At 28.3% G+C, this 16,366-nt stretch carries 13 protein-coding genes and 2 other annotated features (1 of these 15 cut by a window edge); of the genes, 2 read left to right on the forward strand and 11 right to left on the reverse strand.

Translation table 11 applies throughout. From position 1 onward, the window contains the following. Positions 1-183: 183 nt before the first annotated feature. From pyrR to JJC02_12630, 8 genes are all read right to left on the reverse strand, one after another. Positions 184-717 carry a bifunctional pyr operon transcriptional regulator/uracil phosphoribosyltransferase PyrR gene (gene pyrR / locus JJC02_12595; protein ID UDN53737.1) on the reverse strand — a complete coding sequence of 178 codons (534 nt, stop codon included), beginning with the start codon at positions 715-717 and terminating at the stop codon, positions 184-186. Between the two features lie 357 nt (positions 718-1,074). Further along, entirely contained in the window at positions 1,075-2,022 is a 948-nt protein-coding gene (locus tag JJC02_12600) for an RluA family pseudouridine synthase (GenBank protein ID UDN53738.1), read from the reverse strand. Beyond that, positions 1,991-2,437, reverse strand: coding sequence for a signal peptidase II (gene lspA / locus JJC02_12605; GenBank protein UDN53739.1), 447 nt, complete (start codon positions 2,435-2,437; stop codon positions 1,991-1,993). The genes JJC02_12600 and lspA overlap by 32 nt, the downstream gene beginning before the upstream one ends. Before the next feature lie 307 nt (positions 2,438-2,744). After that, a complete protein-coding gene (locus JJC02_12610) occupies positions 2,745-3,524 on the reverse strand; it encodes a polysaccharide deacetylase family protein (GenBank protein UDN53740.1) in 780 nt (259 codons plus the stop codon). A 49-nt stretch (positions 3,525-3,573) separates the two neighbouring features. Then, positions 3,574-4,056: a TraR/DksA C4-type zinc finger protein gene (locus JJC02_12615; protein UDN53741.1), complete on the reverse strand. Its 483-nt coding sequence runs from the start codon at positions 4,054-4,056 to the stop codon at positions 3,574-3,576. Between the two features lie 577 nt (positions 4,057-4,633). Then, positions 4,634-5,635 (reverse strand): tryptophan--tRNA ligase, encoded by a 1,002-nt coding sequence (gene trpS / locus JJC02_12620; protein ID UDN53742.1) that lies wholly within the window; start codon positions 5,633-5,635, stop codon positions 4,634-4,636. A 22-nt stretch (positions 5,636-5,657) separates the two neighbouring features. After that, on the reverse strand, positions 5,658-6,356 hold the full coding sequence (locus tag JJC02_12625; protein UDN53743.1) for a 5'-methylthioadenosine/adenosylhomocysteine nucleosidase: 699 nt from the start codon (positions 6,354-6,356) through the stop codon (positions 5,658-5,660). Between the two features lie 42 nt (positions 6,357-6,398). Further along, positions 6,399-6,643 (reverse strand) — a binding site (T-box leader). A gap of 90 nt (positions 6,644-6,733) precedes the next feature. After that, positions 6,734-8,137 carry an amino acid permease gene (locus JJC02_12630; GenBank protein ID UDN53744.1) on the reverse strand — a complete coding sequence of 468 codons (1,404 nt, stop codon included), beginning with the start codon at positions 8,135-8,137 and terminating at the stop codon, positions 6,734-6,736. A gap of 493 nt (positions 8,138-8,630) precedes the next feature. Here JJC02_12630 and JJC02_12635 point away from each other — a divergent pair, with 493 nt between their 5' ends. Next, the gene (locus JJC02_12635; protein UDN53745.1) at positions 8,631-9,707 is read left to right on the forward strand and encodes an aminopeptidase P family protein; all 1,077 of its coding nucleotides are present in this window, start codon (positions 8,631-8,633) and stop codon (positions 9,705-9,707) included. A gap of 175 nt (positions 9,708-9,882) precedes the next feature. Here JJC02_12635 and JJC02_12640 read toward each other — a convergent pair whose 3' ends face one another. Then, positions 9,883-10,725, reverse strand: coding sequence for a DegV family protein (locus tag JJC02_12640; protein UDN53746.1), 843 nt, complete (start codon positions 10,723-10,725; stop codon positions 9,883-9,885). 183 nt (positions 10,726-10,908) lie between these two features. On the opposite strand from JJC02_12640, the gene JJC02_12645 reads away from it, so the two are divergent. Continuing rightward, positions 10,909-11,481, forward strand: coding sequence for a TetR/AcrR family transcriptional regulator (locus JJC02_12645; GenBank protein UDN53747.1), 573 nt, complete (start codon positions 10,909-10,911; stop codon positions 11,479-11,481). Between the two features lie 344 nt (positions 11,482-11,825). Here the strand turns inward: JJC02_12645 and JJC02_12650 are convergent, their stop codons facing one another. After that, positions 11,826-12,698 carry a YitT family protein gene (locus JJC02_12650; protein UDN53748.1) on the reverse strand — a complete coding sequence of 291 codons (873 nt, stop codon included), beginning with the start codon at positions 12,696-12,698 and terminating at the stop codon, positions 11,826-11,828. Between the two features lie 297 nt (positions 12,699-12,995). Further along, positions 12,996-16,103, reverse strand: coding sequence for an isoleucine--tRNA ligase (locus JJC02_12655; GenBank protein ID UDN53749.1), 3,108 nt, complete (start codon positions 16,101-16,103; stop codon positions 12,996-12,998). Between the two features lie 90 nt (positions 16,104-16,193). Continuing rightward, positions 16,194-16,366 (reverse strand) — a binding site (T-box leader); it runs 60 nt beyond the window's last position.

Here is a 16,366-nt window from a genome sequence, read left to right on the forward strand (position 1 = left end):
GCTTATTATATAACTTATCATTATTTTATATTTTACGACAAAAAAACTCAAACAAAGGAGAATAAAGACTACATTAAGACACACATCCATAAAATTATAATATTTATTTTGTGCAATCTATGTAAGCTTTATCCTCCTCCCTGACTATTCAATGCTAAGCTTTTATATAATATTTAAAAATAATTATTCTTTGATTGTAACCGAATCTTCTCCATCAATTTCTAATAAACTAACAGCTATAATTTCATGTCTAGAAGTAGGTACATTTTTTCCTACGTAATCTGCTCTTATAGGCAACTCTCTATGACCTCTATCTACTAACACTGCTAATTGTATTGCTTTAGGTCTTCCTATATCGATAATAGCATCCAGTGACGCTCTTACACTTCTTCCTGTATATAAAACATCATCAACTAGAACTACTGTCTTATCATTTACATTGAAGTCTAAGTATGTTCCCTTAACTACAGGGTCAACATCAATTTTTTCCAAATCATCTCTATACAAAGTTATATCAATATCTCCTGTATCTACTTTTGTTCCTTCTATTTGTTCTATTTTTTTAGAAATTCTATTTGCAATTGGTACACCTCTAGTCTTTATTCCAACTAAAACTAGATTTTCTACACCTTTATTTCTTTCAATTATTTCATGACTTATTCTAGTAATTGCTCTTGCTATTGCCTTTTCATCCATTAATTGAGCTTTTTCTACCATATCCTAATTATCGCCAAAGATATAATATATCTCTTTGACAAATATACCCCTTTCTTTTAATTTTTTATAACTTTATCTTTACTTAAAATTTCAATTTAAACAGCAAAAAACTCCTCATCACAAGACAAGAAGCTCTTATATAAAAATATACAGTCTAATTTAGCAATTGTCTTACGATATCTCCGTATCGTTTAAAGATAATTTTTTAATCTATTAACTCAAATTATATATTTATATTTCAAATTTTTCAAGCTTTTTTAAATAAAATACTTTAATGTGAAATATTTTACTTAAATTTCACTAAATTTATCACTTATATAAAAACAAACACATGATTTATAAGTATTATACAAATACCTATTTTATTTTTCTAATAACTTCCTTAAAATACTCAGGTAATTCTGAATTAAATTCGATATATTCCTTAGTAGTAGGATGTATAAACCCCAACTTCTTAGCATGTAAAGTTTGCCCTTTTAGTTTAAATTTATTTTCTTTTGGACCATATACACTATCACCTAAAAGTGGGTGATTTATAGACAAAGCATGAACTCTTATTTGATGAGTTCTACCAGTTTCAAGCCTAGCTCTCATATGAGTAAATTTATCAAATCTTTCTACCACTTCAAAATGAGTGATTGCATTTTTTCCACCTTTTACTACAGCCATTTTTAACCTATCCTTAGGATTTCTTCCTATAGGTTTGTCAATAGTTATTTTATCTTCTTTAACCACACCATAGCATATAAATTCATACTCCCTAGTTATAGTATGTTTCTTCAATTGTTCCGCTAGAAAATTATGTGCATAATTATTCTTGGCTATCATAAGAAGACCAGAAGTATCTTTATCTATTCTATGAACTATACCAGGTCTAATAACGCCATTTATTGATGATAATTTATCTTTGCAATGATACAAAATTCCATTTACCAGCGTATTTTCATAATTCCCAGGGGCAGGATGAACAACCATATCCTGAGGTTTATTTATTATTAATACATCATCATCTTCATATACAATGTCTATTGGAATATCTTGAGATACAACTTCTAATACTTTAGGTTTTGGTATCTCTATAACAATCTTATCCTCCTCTTTAACTAGATATTTGGCCTTTTCTACTTTATTATTAACCTTTACTTTGCCATCTTTTATAATTTTTTGTATATAACTTCGTGACATATCACCTAATTGTTCTGCTAGGTAAATATCAAGTCTAACTTCTTCTTCCTCTTCAAGTACTAAAAACTCTTTTACTTCATCCATTAAATCACCTACTTTTACTTTCAAAAAATAAAACATATATACATAAAAATACAGTTCCTATAACTACAAATACATCAGCTACATTGAATACATATTCCCATATAATCCTAAAGTCAAAATAGTCTACTACAAAGCCCAACCTCACTCTATCAATCAAATTTCCTAAAGCACCAGATATGACTAATATAACCCCAAACTTGCCAAGTATATGTACCTTTCTTGTATTAAGATAATACAATCCAAATACGGTTGCAAGTAATGCAACTATTATAAATATCCATTGATTGTTTTGTAATAATCCAAATGCTGCACCTCTATTTTCGACATATGTCAAATGAAATACATTATTTATTATTGGTATAGTTGATACACCTACCAAATTATTCAATACCCATATTTTAGACAGTTGGTCTAATCCTATAAGTAGAATTATTATTAATACATAGAACAATGATTTTTCCCCCTATAAATTATTTAAAAATCAACTTTATCTGAAATACACTATTACTATTATACAAAAAAAATACTCTAAAGAGCAACTTTATTAAAATTGTATTCTTTTAATAAAACTAGCACAAAATTTAAAATAATACTATTTTTTTATATTATAAATTATTACAAATTTAAAATCTTATTATTATGTATAAAAAATTTAAAAGTGCTATACTACTCAATACTTTTTATGTATTTTATAGCTTAAAGATTAATGATACTTGTATTTAAATTTACAAGTACCACTAACCTTCAAACTAATATTTTTATTTTTGTACTTGCTTATTTTTATCTAAGTGTTGTATAAGTTCAGATACTGTTACGAATTTATATCCTCTCTCTTTTAATTTAGGAATTACTACTTCTAAAGCTTGTATAGTTTGTGACTTATCGTTTCTTTTAGTATTATAATCATGCAAAAGTATTATATTACCATTTTGGACTTTCGTAAGGATAGTATTTATAATTGTATCTACTCCGGGATTTGACCAATCTCTAGGGTCCAAGTTTGACCAAAGAATTATATTCATATCTTTAGAAACTATAATATCACACACACTTTTACTCATGGCTCTATATGGAGGTCTAAATATTTTTGGTTCTACTCCTATTACATTTTTTACAAGATTTTGTGTATCTGTTATTTCTTTTTCTACATTACCATAACTATTTTTTGCAACATTTATATGTGTAAATGTATGATTTCCTATTTCATGTCCCTCGTCATGCTGTCTTTTTAATAAATCTTTGTTGCACTTTACTTTTTCTCCAACTACAAAAAAAGTTGCTTTTACATCATTTTTCTTTAATATATCAAGTACTTGTGGTGTAAAATCCTCATCTGGACCATCATCGAAAGTCAACGCTAGAATTTTTTCATCCTCATTTCCTTTCTTGATTATTACATCTTCATAATCGTCTTTTATATTGTCATTTAAACTATAGGTTTCTTTTAAACTATTTTGATTATGTGTATTATGATTATATGTATATACACCTACTATAGATAATAAACATATACATATAGCCAATATTGCTTTCTTCATGTCATTACCTCTTTTCTAATTCATTCTAGCAATATATGATGTCAGCTTTTTAATCTCTCAATGTTCCATTCTTATTTAAATCAGTTAAATTTGTTAGGTCTTCTGAATAAAAGTTAGAATCTTCTACATCAGGATTTTGCATTGCATCACCTAATAAAGTATTTTCTTTTTTTGCACAATTCTTGCACAAACTTGTATCAGGTAATATATCTAATCTTTCTAAATCGATTTGATTATGACATAAATCACAAATTCCATACGTTCCATTTTCTATTTTAGATAATGCTAAATCGATTTGATATAGCCTTCCTTCTTCATGATTTATTAAACTGTTTTGCATATTTTGCATATATAAATCCGTTCCCATATCTCCTATATGATTATCATAACTAGATAATTCTCCTGATGAATATTTTTCGCTTGTATGTTTAGTTGTATCTCCAAATAAAGTATTATCTTTCATATCCTCTACTAAATTAGTTAAATTTTCTCTTTCTTTTAATAATTTATCTTTATATTTTTTAGTATCCATTTTTAACACCTCTAATTTTAATATTTATATCATAAAAATAGTATGTGGAAAAGTAAATTAAACATACAATAAAAAATAAGATTTGATTCAAAAAAAGAGAGTGTCTCAAAATGAACTTTTTAGTTCATGAAACACTCTTTTTTCTACTAAATTAAATATATTTTTACTGTAAATTAGATACATAAAAATAAATTCATTTAATTATATAAATTTAAAAAATATTTTTTTGATATATTATTGACAATTTTCATTATAAGAGTTAAAATTAATTCATAAATTACATATTGGGCATAAAATGTGATGTATACATGTTCGAAGTTAGTTCAGAAGGCTATGGTTTTCTGATTTTTTTATGCTCAGTAGTGATATGCAAAAAAGACAAAGTTAACATCAGTTAACTTTTACCTTTATTCTACTTTCCCCAAAGTAAGAATAATCTAACCCCTTTGAGATGAGCAAAAGCTCATCTTTTTTTATCACAAAAAGAGAGAGAATATTGTATTAATAACATTCTCTCTCTTTCCTAACATATACTTTTTATTAAAATTTATTTACAACATAAAGATAAATAATACAATTAATATCTTCTCTCTATAAATCCAACTTTTTTATAGACTTTTCTAAGAGTTTTTCTAGCTTGTTTTTCAGCTTTTTCTGCTCCCATACTATATATTTTTTCTAAATAATCTTTATTATTAAGAAGGTCAACATATCTTTCTCTTATAGGTCTTAAAGCTTCTGATACTACTTCAGCTACATCTTCTTTAAATACGCCATAACCCTTTCCTTCATACATGTTTACAACCTCTTCTACACTCTTTTTACTTAAATTAGAATATATATCAATTAGATTTTTAATACCAGGTTGTTCATCAGTGTATTTTACAACACCTAAAGAATCAGTAACACTTCTTTTTATCTTTCTCTTTATAGAATCTGAATCATCTGCTAATAATATAAATGCATTTTCATTTGAATCAGACTTACTCATTTTCTTAGTTGGTTCTTGTAAACTCATCACTCTTGCTCCACCTTTTGGGTAATATCCTTCTGGAACTACAAAAGTAGGTGAAAATCTATTATTAAATCTATTTGCTAAATCACGAGCTAATTCTAAATGTTGTTTTTGGTCATCCCCAACTGGAACTAAATCAGTTTGATACAACAATATATCAGCAGCCATAAGAACTGGATATGTGAATAAACCTGCATTTAGATTTGCTTCACTCTTTTGTGATTTATCCTTAAATTGAGTCATTCTACTTAATTCACCCATATAAGTCATAGTATTTAATACCCACATAAGTTCAACATGCTCTTTGACATGTGACTGTATAAATATAGTATTTTTTTCTGGGTCTAATCCACAAGCTATATATTGAGCAAGCAATTCTATAGCATTAGCTCTTAAAACTTTAGGGTCCTGAGGTACTGTTATTGCATGTAAATCAACTATACTATAATAGCAATCATAATTATCTTGAAGTTCAGTCCAGTTTTTTATAGCTCCTAAATAATTTCCTAAAGTCATTTTGCCTGATGGCTGTGCGCCACTAAATATAACTTTTTTTTCACTCATTTTATTTGTACCTCCTTATATATTATATTGATTTTAACATATTTAAAACTATATCTTTAGAATTATTAGCAGCATCATGTACAAATACATCATACGTAACATCAGCACTGCCATCTGCCTTATCAGACATTGCTCTTATTATTACGAATGGAGTATTATTTAAGTAGCATACATGAGCTATAGCTCCACCTTCCATTTCTCCACAATATCCACCAAAATCATTTACTAGTTCTTCTTTTAATTCTTTAGAATTTATAAATTTATCTCCTGTAACTACCCTTCCTTTCAATACTTTGTGAGTCTTTATTCTCTCTCTAGAAGATTTATAAGCAGCATCTATAAGTCTTTCATCTGCTTTAAATACAGAAGTCTTCATTCTTGGTATAACTCCCTTAGGGTCTCCAAATGCTGTAGTATCTACATCATATTGTATAGCATCAGTTGATATTACTATATCATTAACATCAAGGTTTTCGTTTAAAGCTCCTGCGACACCTGTATTAACAATAGCATTAACTTTAAATTCGCTTATTAGTATCTGTGCACAAAGAGCAGAATTAACCTTACCTATGCCACACTTTACTAATACTACATTCTTACCTTCTAAAGTTCCCTTATAAAATTCTAAACTAGCTTTTTTTATAGTCTCTTTAATATCCATTAAATCAACTAAAATACTAACTTCTTCATCCATTGCACCTATAATTCCTATTACGTTCATTTTTCCTCCTAAATTTTCTATATTAAAAAATCCGTCCTAAATCAATAGGACGGATATATTTTCCGTGGTACCACCTAAATTTATATACACTCAAAATTGAATATATATATCTTAATATATGCTGTAACGTGCATACACGATATCAAATACTCTGTAATCTTTCTTAAATTACATTTCATTTTACTCCTCAAAGACCCATTCAATAAATACTTTTTATTAAGTTCTCAGCCACCTTAATTCTCTGTACAAAAATATATTTATTTACTATTTCTTATCTCAGGATTTAATTTATTAATTTCTTTATTTTATAATATTCCTTACACTATAAATTGTCAACTATATATTATAATATCCAAAAGAAATTTTTAAAATACATTTTATTTAGCTGTTTTCTTTTCATATCTATTCCATAACCATAAACCAGATAATATAACTAGAAGACCTCCACCAATCATCTCTATCTCATATATAATATTTTCAGCAAATGTAGGCATAACTGGTGCTGCAGATAATAATATACCAACTACAGTTACAACTAAAACCATTTTGGCTAAACCTATACAAGTACTTGTTGATTTTGCCATAGTATAAGGTCTAATTTCATCTGGTCTCTCTTTTCTTAGTTTAATATAAGAAGCATATAATAATACATATGGGAATAATGCAGTTAATGCTGTCATAGTAACAAGAACATTGTATATAGCATCAACAGAAGGCATTAATGTAGTCACCAATAGTATTATAGTAACTATTATTGCTTGAAGTATAACTGCTTTAGAAGGTATCTTATGTTCATTTACTTCTACCAAACTATCAGGAAATACTCCCTTTTTAACGCTACCAAATAACATTTTTATTGGTGATGCTATATAAAGAACTATTGCTCCTAATATTGAAAAAGCTATACCAAAAGCTATCAGTTGAACCAACCAAGAACCTATTCCTAAAGATTCACAAACAGCTGCAAGTGCATCTAGCACACCTTTAGAAGCAGTAATTTGGTCTGGTGGTATTATCATTGTTATTGCAATTGAACCTAATACATATAATGAAGCTACTATTCCAGCTGATATTAATATAGCCTTAGGGAAGTTCTTTTCAGGCTTATCTATTTCTGTTATGAAGTTAGCTGAAGTTTCTGCTCCTGCTAAACCAAACATTATAGCTGATATAGCAACAAATGCATCCATATTAAGTTTTGGAGTCATTGAAGCTACTGTATATGTTGAAGCTATATCATGTTTTTTAAGTACTAATACTGCTACAAATGAAAATATTATAAGTATAGCACTTGGTATTGTTGAACCTAATGCACCTGTATTAGTGAATATCTTTGTAAAACTTATTCCTTTAGTTGCTATAAGAGATAATGCCCAGAATATTATTAAAGATAATATAAGTACAAACATCTTATTGTCTGCAAGTGCTGGATTTCCTATTGTATAAGAAACATTTACTGCTAAAAAAGTTAAGAATGAAGAATACCAAAATATTTTAGCTGTCCAGTTTAGCCAAGAAACTAAAAATCCATATTTTTCTCCAAAGGCTTCCTTAACCCAATCGTACAGACCTCCATCACCTTTTTGATATGTAGAAGCTAATTCAGCACAAATTAAAGCTCCTGGTACAAAGTATATAAATGAAAATAATAACCACATAGGTATTGCACCTAATCCTAAACCAAAGCTTGATGCTGTAGACTTAGCTATCCATCTTATACCGTATAAAGCTGATACATTCATAAATACCAAACTCCATAGGCCTATTTTTTTCTTTTCCATCCTAATTTAAATTCCCCTCTCTATTAATTAGTAAAAAATTGATTTCAAAATTGATAAAATAGATTCATTGTCATCAAATCAATAATCTTCATAATATTCACATTATTAAAAGCATTACTGATAAAATCTAAATGCTTTGAAATCAAATTTTATTAAAAGTGATACATCTCAAAAACTCTACCACTTTAATTTTAATCATACTAAATTTTTAAGATTGTTTCAATATTATTTTAATATAAAATTTTATTTATTATTTTTCATGATTATGTAAAAAGCCTAAATACGTGGCTTTATAAATTTTATTTACTATTTTTATAATATTTTCACAATAAAATGTCATTTTATTTCTATTTTAATGTAAAAACAATGATTAAATTTAATATAAAAAATATATACCAAAATTTTTTTATATTTCTAGAAGAAAAGTATACTATTTTTTGTTTAATAGTGCTAAAATTGACTTGTATTGAATTTTGATTAGGAGGAAATTATTATGAAAACTCAAAGATTAAATGCTGTACTTGAACAAATGAAAAAAGATGATATTTCTCAAATGTTAGTAAGTGACCCTACTTCGATATTTTATCTGACAGGGGTACTAATCCATCCAGGTGAAAGATTACTATCATTATACTTAAATTTAAATGGCAATAATAAATTATTTATAAATGAATTATTCCCAGTTGCAGAAGATTTAGGTGTTGAAATGGTTTGGTTTAATGATACTCAAAATCCAGTAGAAATAATAGCTGAGCATATAGACAAAAATGCTACTATGGGTGTTGATAAAAACTGGCCAGCTAGATTCTTATTAAACTTAATAGAATTAGGTGGAGGAAGTAAATTTGTAAACTCATCTTATATAATAGATACTCTAAGAATGTGTAAAGATGATGAAGAAAAAGAACTAATGAGAATAGCTTCAAGATTAAATGACAAGGCTATGGAACAACTTAAGGCTACTATTTCTGGTGAACTTACAGAAAAACAACTTGTTGGTAAGTTATCTAAAATATATGAAGACCTAGGTACTGATGGATTTTCATTTGACCCTATTATAGGCTTTGGACCTAATGGAGCTAATCCACATGGTGAACCTGGAAATGCACTTGTAAAACCAGGAGATGCAATAATATTAGATATAGGTTGTATAAAAGATAATTATTGTGCTGATATGACAAGAACTGTATTCTATAAAGAAATACCTGAAAAAGGTAGAGAAATATTTGAAATAGTTCTTGAAGCTAATAAGAGAGCTGAATCTATTGTAAAACCAGGAGTTAGATTCTGTGATATAGATGCTGCTGCTCGTGATTACATAACTGAAAAAGGCTATGGACAATACTTTACTCATAGAACTGGTCACTCTATAGGACTTGAAGTTCATGATAAAGGAGATGTATCTTCTATAAATACAGATACTGTACAACCAGGAATGATATTCTCTATAGAACCAGGTATATATTTACCAGGTGAGTTTGGAGTTAGAATAGAAGATTTAGTGCTTGTTACTGAAGATGGTTGCGAGATATTAAACAAACTTGATAAAGAAATATGTGTAGTTGGTTAATTCTAAGATTAACTCAAATAATATTAAAATAATTGTTTCAACGTCTAATGAAAGTACAACGTGTTTATAACACATGTATCTATTATAATCAAAATTTGGATTTTGGTTTTTAAAAGAACAATTATCACATAAATTCGGGGTTCTTATGAACCCCTTTAATTTTTCAACTCATTATTTATATTGCAGTTATTAAAATTGCACCTTTTGAAGTATATGTACCCATCACTGAACCAACTTCACAGATTACAACATCTTTGTATTTTACATCCTTTTCCATAACTTCCCTTACCTTTTGAGCCTTTTCAGGACAGTTAGCATGCCCTATAAATAAAACCTTTTCTTCTTTATCATTAATTTTTGACTCTACTAAAGTAATCAGCTTTTTCAAGCTATTACCTTCGCCTCTTGCCTTATCTATAGGAGTTACAATGCCATCTGCAACTTGTATTATCGCTTTAAAATTCAAGGTATTTATAATTTTTCCTGCTATTGGGTTTATTCTACCGCCCTTAATAGCATTTTCTAAAGTTTCAAGAGTTCCAAAGAATGGGGGATTATCTTTATATTTATTTATTATTGAAACAATCTCTTCAATTTCTTTTCCTTCTTTTATTAATATTGCTGCTTTTAACACTAATTGTCCTATTCCAATTGACCCACTAAGTGAATCTATAATCTCAATTTTTTTGTTATTTCCTTCCTTTTCAAACATATCCTTTGCCAAAAGTGCACTATTATAAGTTCCAGATAATCCTGAACTTATATTAATTACCAATACACTTTCTTCATGACAATGATATGCTTCTAAAAATTTATCAGGTGAAGGACATGATGTTTTTGGTAGCACTTTACTCTCACTCATTTTTCTATAGAAAGTTTCATTATCTATTTCCTTTCCAGATATATAACTTTCTTCTCCAAAAGATACATTTAAACCAACAACTTCTATGTTGTATTTTTCTATTATATCATCAGGTAAGTCACATGCACTGTCCACTATCAATTTTATTTTATCCATATTAACCTCACTATAAGATATTATTTTATTTATTCAGTCGGTCGTACGACCGATTTAATTATTATTTTATATTTTGAATGAAAAAAAGTCAATAGATATAGATTCTCGCTTTGTTGACAATAAATATTCATAAGCTTATAATGTTATTAATTTGTTATAAATATACATGGAAAGGTAGGTTTTATGAAAGCAAATAATATGAAACAGGCTATTTTATCATCTGCAACCAATTTAATAGCCAAAAATGGAGTTCAAAATACTAGCCTTGCTGATATTGCAAAAGATGTAAATATAAGTAAAGGTACTTTGTATTATCACTACGCATCTAAAAATGATATTATATATGATATTGCGGATACTCATTTAGAAGTTATAACTAGTGCTATACTAAACTGCGTAAAAAATGTCAAATCAAAAAAATCTCAAATAGAAATGGTTAACTTAATCTTAGAGAAAATCTCTACTATAGAAAGTCGTGGTAGGGTACATATGTATCTTATTTGTGAGGCGATTACTTCAAATGATGATTTAAAAGAAAGAATGAGATTAAAATATATTGAATGGAGAACTACTCTTAAATCTGAAATTGTCGAATCACTAGAAAAATATAATAGTAGAGAAAATGAACAGGATGCTGAATCATTTTCTTTCTTACTTATGTCTATAGTTGATGGTTTGGTTGTCCAAAGTTTATTAAAAACAGAAAAAATACCTTATGAAAATATAGCTTCTTTTTTAGTTAATCATTGGATTTAAATTTAATACTTATATAATTAATAAAAGTGAACTATTAAAGTTATTTGCCTTAACAGTTCACTTTCTTATTTACTATCAATAATTTTTACTTAAAATATTAAATTTTTATTTAAACCTTCATGGAATTACAAAATAAAAATCTTTTTATGAATTTTAAACATTTCTATTTATATTCATGCGTATGTCCATCTAAATGTTCATGACTTCTTACTACAAATCTCTCTCTTAACATATTCTTATACCTCATAGTATATTATTGAGTACTTCATGTACTCCATTAATTACAGTATACATCTAACTAGGCATAATCTCAATACACATGACATTTTTTAGCATCTATAATCTTAAAGAAACTTATCCTTAAAACCTCCTCCTTTTACTTCTTCCACATTATTTACAGAAATAAAAGCTTCACTATCCATGTCGTAAATTAAATCCTTAAATTTGCCTATTTCATTTGCAGATATTATGCAATAAATCATCTTTTTCTTATTTTGTGTATATGCACCTTCTGCCTCCAAAAAAGTAACTCCTCTTCCCATCTTGTTCATTATTACTTTTGATATTTCATCATATTTATTTGATATTAAAAGTATGGATTTTTTTCTATCAAAGCAATCTTTTCCTATGTCCATCGTAAAAGAAATTATATACATAGCAATTAAAGTATACATTACCAACTTAGCTCCAAATAAGAAAGCTCCTGCACATACTACAAAGAAATTAATAAATAAAAATGTATTTTTCATAGGTATATCGTACTTTCTTTTCATTATGGCTGCTACTATGTCAAGTCCTCCAGCAGTAGCTCTTGCTTTAAAAGTCAACCCCATACCTATACCTGTTAATGCACCACCATAAATACACTGTAGCATAGTATCATCTATTGGGAAATATTTAGCAATGTCTTGCGTTAACCCAAGTGATACAGAAAATAGTAACATATTGACAAAACTTATTAACAAAAATTTATTATCAAAATACTTTCTAGCTATAATAAATATTGGTATATTCATCAAGAAACTTGATATTCCTTGATTTATACCAAATAATTTATATAATATGACACAAATTCCAGCTACTCCTCCACTTAATAACTTAGCTGGTGCTAGATATAAATTTATTCCTAAGGTTGATAGAATCATACCCAATATAATAAGACCATATTGTAAAAATATGTTATTATCAACACTTAGCTTTTTGCTTTCACCATACATCTAAACGCACCCCTTTGCATAATAAATAAACCACCCTGCACAACACACGATAAATTTATAAATAAATTTATCAGAAGTAGTTTACTCTAAAATATTATTCACCCTCACTTAAACGTTTATTCACTAATATTCTATCACATGCTATAAATAATTTATATGATTTATACATATTTATTTATTGTAAGTTTTGGAATATTTCAACATTTTATTGAATAGAAAATTATACTGTATTAAAAAATCCCTATAGAAATTTATGAACTAATTCCTATAGGGATTTTAATTAACTAACTATTATTTTTATTTTCTTGTAACTTTTATACCTGTCATATGGTCATTTAAATTTTGTTCTTCTAAAGATTTATCATCTACTCTTTTTATTTCTAAAGCTAAAGTTTCAGACTTGATATATTCATCAAAATGTTCAACAGCCTTAGCAATTTCATCATCACCACAGTATTCTATTGCTATATTATCTAATACTTCAAAGTTATTAGATTTTCTCAATTGCTGTACTTTAGATATAAATTCTCTAGCATAACCTTCGTCAACTAATTCTTCAGTTAACTTAGTATCTAGTATAACAAAAAGATTATTTTCAACAGATACATTAAATCCTTCCTTAGCAGTTATACCTATTAACACTAAATCCTTATTGAACTCAAAAGCTTCACCATCTAAGTTAACTGTTAAAGTCTCACCTTTTTCAAGCTTATTCACAGCTTCATGAGCATTTAATTTATTTAATGCTCCAACGAATAAATTCATCTTAGAACCTAACAATGGTCCTGCTTCCTTAAAGTTTGGTTTTAGACTAAAGTTCATATACTCATCTAAGTCCTTAGCAAATACTAGCTCTTTAACATTAAGCTCTTCTTTTATTAAATCAACTACGTCGCTTATTGTATCTTCAAACTTACCATCTATTAACACTTTTTGTAATGGTTGACGAACTTTTATTCTTTCAACTTCTCTTGAAGCTCTACCTAAAGTAACTAGGTTTTTAGCTAAATCCATTTTTTCTTCTAACTTAGTGTCTACTAATTCTTCATTAAATTTAGGATATTCAGCTAAATGAACAGATACTTCTCCTGTTAGGTTTCTATACATTTCTTCTGACATATATGGCGCAAATGGAGCTATAGCTCTACAAAGACCATGTAATAATTCATAAGTTGTATTGTACACTGCTTTTTTATCTTCTGTTAATTCAGTTGCCCAAAATCTTCTTCTTGAACGTCTTATATACCAGTTAGATAAATCATCATTTATAAAATCTTGTATCATTCTTAAAGTTTTATTTAACTCAAATATAGCTAAATTTTCTTCTACATCTTTCATTAAATTGTTGAACTTAGATAATATCCATCTGTCAAGTTCTGGTCTATCTTTATATTCTACAAAGAATTCAGTTGGATTTATATCATCTGTGTTTGCATATAAAGTAAAGAAATTATATACATTCTTCATAGTACCTATAAATTTACTTTGGATTTCTTTTAAGCCATCCATATCAAATTTAGTTGGAGTCCATGGTGGAGAAACATATAATAGATACCATCTTAATGCATCTGCTCCATATTGATCAAATAATTCCATTGGATTTACTGTATTTCCTCTTGATTTACTCATTTTCTTACCATCTTTATCAAGTACAAGGTCTGGAACTAAAACACTCTTGTATGGTGCTTTTCCTAATACAAATGTTGACACTGCAAGTAATGAGTAGAACCAACCTCTAGTCTGGTCTATACCTTCTGATATATAATCAGCTGGGAACAGTTGCTCGAAGTTTTCCTTGTTTTCAAATGGATAGTGGTGTTGAGCAAATGGCATAGACCCACTATCAAACCAACAATCTATAACTTCTGTTACTCTTGTCATTGGTTTTCCACATTTTTCACACTTTAAGTGTATATCATCTACATATGGTCTATGAAGTTCAACTGTTTCTGGATTTACATCTTCTATAGCTTTTTCAGCTAATTCAGCTCTTGAACCAACTGAATCTGTATGACCACATTCGCATCTCCATATAGGAAGTGGAGTTCCCCAATATCTAGTTCTTGATATTGCCCAGTCATTTAAATTTTCTAGCCAGTTTCCAAATCTCTTTTCACCTACAAAACTCGGGAACCACTTTACACCATTATTATTTTCTATTAATTTATCTTTAAGTTTAGTCATTTCTATATACCAGCTTGGCTTTGCATAGTATACTAGTGGAGTTTGACATCTCCAGCAGTGTGGATAATTGTGAACTACTTTTTCTTTACTATATAATTTATTTTCAGAAGCTAGCCATTTTATTATTTCAACATCTAGCCCATCTTCCATTACAAATCTACCTTCCCAAGGAGTAGCTGTAAATTTACCAGTTTCATCTACTGGCTGAACAACTGGTAAATCATATCTTTTACCTGTGTTATAGTCGTCTTCACCAAATGCTGGTGCTGTATGAACTATTCCAGTACCATCTTCAGTAGTTACATAGTCTCCTACTGTAATAAAAAATGCTTTTTTATCAACTTCTACAAAAGGCATTAACTGTTCGTATTCTAACCCTTCTAAGTCTTTACCTTTCATTTCTTCTAAAACTTCATAGTCTTCACCTAGTACTTTATCAGCTAAAGGCTTAGATACATAATATACCTCATCACCTTTTTTAACTTTTAAATAATCTACATCAGCATTTACTGTTAATGAAACATTTGATGGTAAAGTCCATGGAGTTGTTGTCCATGCTAAGAAATACTCATCAGCATCTTTTTTCTTAAATTTAGCTATAACTGTATTAGTTTTTACTTCTTTATATCCTTGTGCAACCTCATGACTAGCAAGACCAGTTCCACATCTTGGGCAATAAGGAAGTATTTTGTGCCCTTCATAGATATATCCTTCTTTATTGAATTTATTCAGTATCCACCATACAGACTCTATATAGTTATTATCTAAAGTTATATATGGATTATCTAAATCAACTTCATAAGCCATTCTCTCAGTCATTATTCTCCATTGTTTTTCAAATGAGAAAACTGATTCTCTACATTTTTGGTTAAATTCAGCTATTCCATACTCTTCTATTTGCTGTTTACTAGTAAGACCTAATTCTTTCTCTACTTGTATTTCAACTGGTAATCCATGTGTATCCCAACCAGCTTTTCTTTTTACTTGATAACCAGACATTGTTTTATATCTACAAACTGAATCTTTAAGTGTTCTAGATAAAACATGGTGTACACCAGGATTTCCATTAGCTGTTGGAGGTCCTTCATAGAAAACGAAACTTGGGTCATCTTTCCCCTTTTCTAAAGTTTTTTCAAGTATATTTATGTCTTTCCAATAATCAAAAACTTGTGCTTCTGCTTGTTTTACAGAACTGTCTACCAGTGGCTTAAATTTCGCCATGTAAATCACCCTTTCCTATAAATATTATAATTCCAAAATTTTTTATTTTTCACATAAATTTAAATACTAAAAAACTCGCCCCCTTTAAACCAAAGGGACGAGTTATAAATCGCGTTACCACCCTAATTCTATATGTGAACTAAATACTAGCCACATATAACACTCTAATAGTATAACGGTACTGACCGGCACAGCTTAATAGAATTTAATCGTTCAGCCTGCAGCTCAAGAGTGATTTTTATCTTTATAAATTCATTGGTTCT

This window comes from Clostridioides sp. ES-S-0054-01, assembly GCA_021561035.1.
Lineage (GTDB): Bacteria > Bacillota > Clostridia > Peptostreptococcales > Peptostreptococcaceae > Clostridioides.

Coding starts and splice junctions, on each gene's coding strand:
- JJC02_12655 (UDN53749.1), bottom strand. CDS start 16,103: ATGGCGAAATTTAAGCCACTGGTAGACAGTTCTGTAAAACAAGCAGAA.
- JJC02_12650 (UDN53748.1), bottom strand. CDS start 12,698: ATGTATGGTGAAAGCAAAAAGCTAAGTGTTGATAATAACATATTTTTA.
- JJC02_12625 (UDN53743.1), bottom strand. CDS start 6,356: ATGAACGTAATAGGAATTATAGGTGCAATGGATGAAGAAGTTAGTATT.
- pyrR (UDN53737.1), bottom strand. CDS start 717: ATGGTAGAAAAAGCTCAATTAATGGATGAAAAGGCAATAGCAAGAGCA.
- JJC02_12630 (UDN53744.1), bottom strand. CDS start 8,137: ATGGAAAAGAAAAAAATAGGCCTATGGAGTTTGGTATTTATGAATGTA.
- JJC02_12600 (UDN53738.1), bottom strand. CDS start 2,022: ATGTTTTATTTTTTGAAAGTAAAAGTAGGTGATTTAATGGATGAAGTA.
- JJC02_12645 (UDN53747.1), top strand. CDS start 10,909: ATGAAAGCAAATAATATGAAACAGGCTATTTTATCATCTGCAACCAAT.
- JJC02_12615 (UDN53741.1), bottom strand. CDS start 4,056: ATGGATACTAAAAAATATAAAGATAAATTATTAAAAGAAAGAGAAAAT.
- trpS (UDN53742.1), bottom strand. CDS start 5,635: ATGAGTGAAAAAAAAGTTATATTTAGTGGCGCACAGCCATCAGGCAAA.
- JJC02_12640 (UDN53746.1), bottom strand. CDS start 10,725: ATGGATAAAATAAAATTGATAGTGGACAGTGCATGTGACTTACCTGAT.
- JJC02_12610 (UDN53740.1), bottom strand. CDS start 3,524: ATGAAGAAAGCAATATTGGCTATATGTATATGTTTATTATCTATAGTA.
- JJC02_12635 (UDN53745.1), top strand. CDS start 8,631: ATGAAAACTCAAAGATTAAATGCTGTACTTGAACAAATGAAAAAAGAT.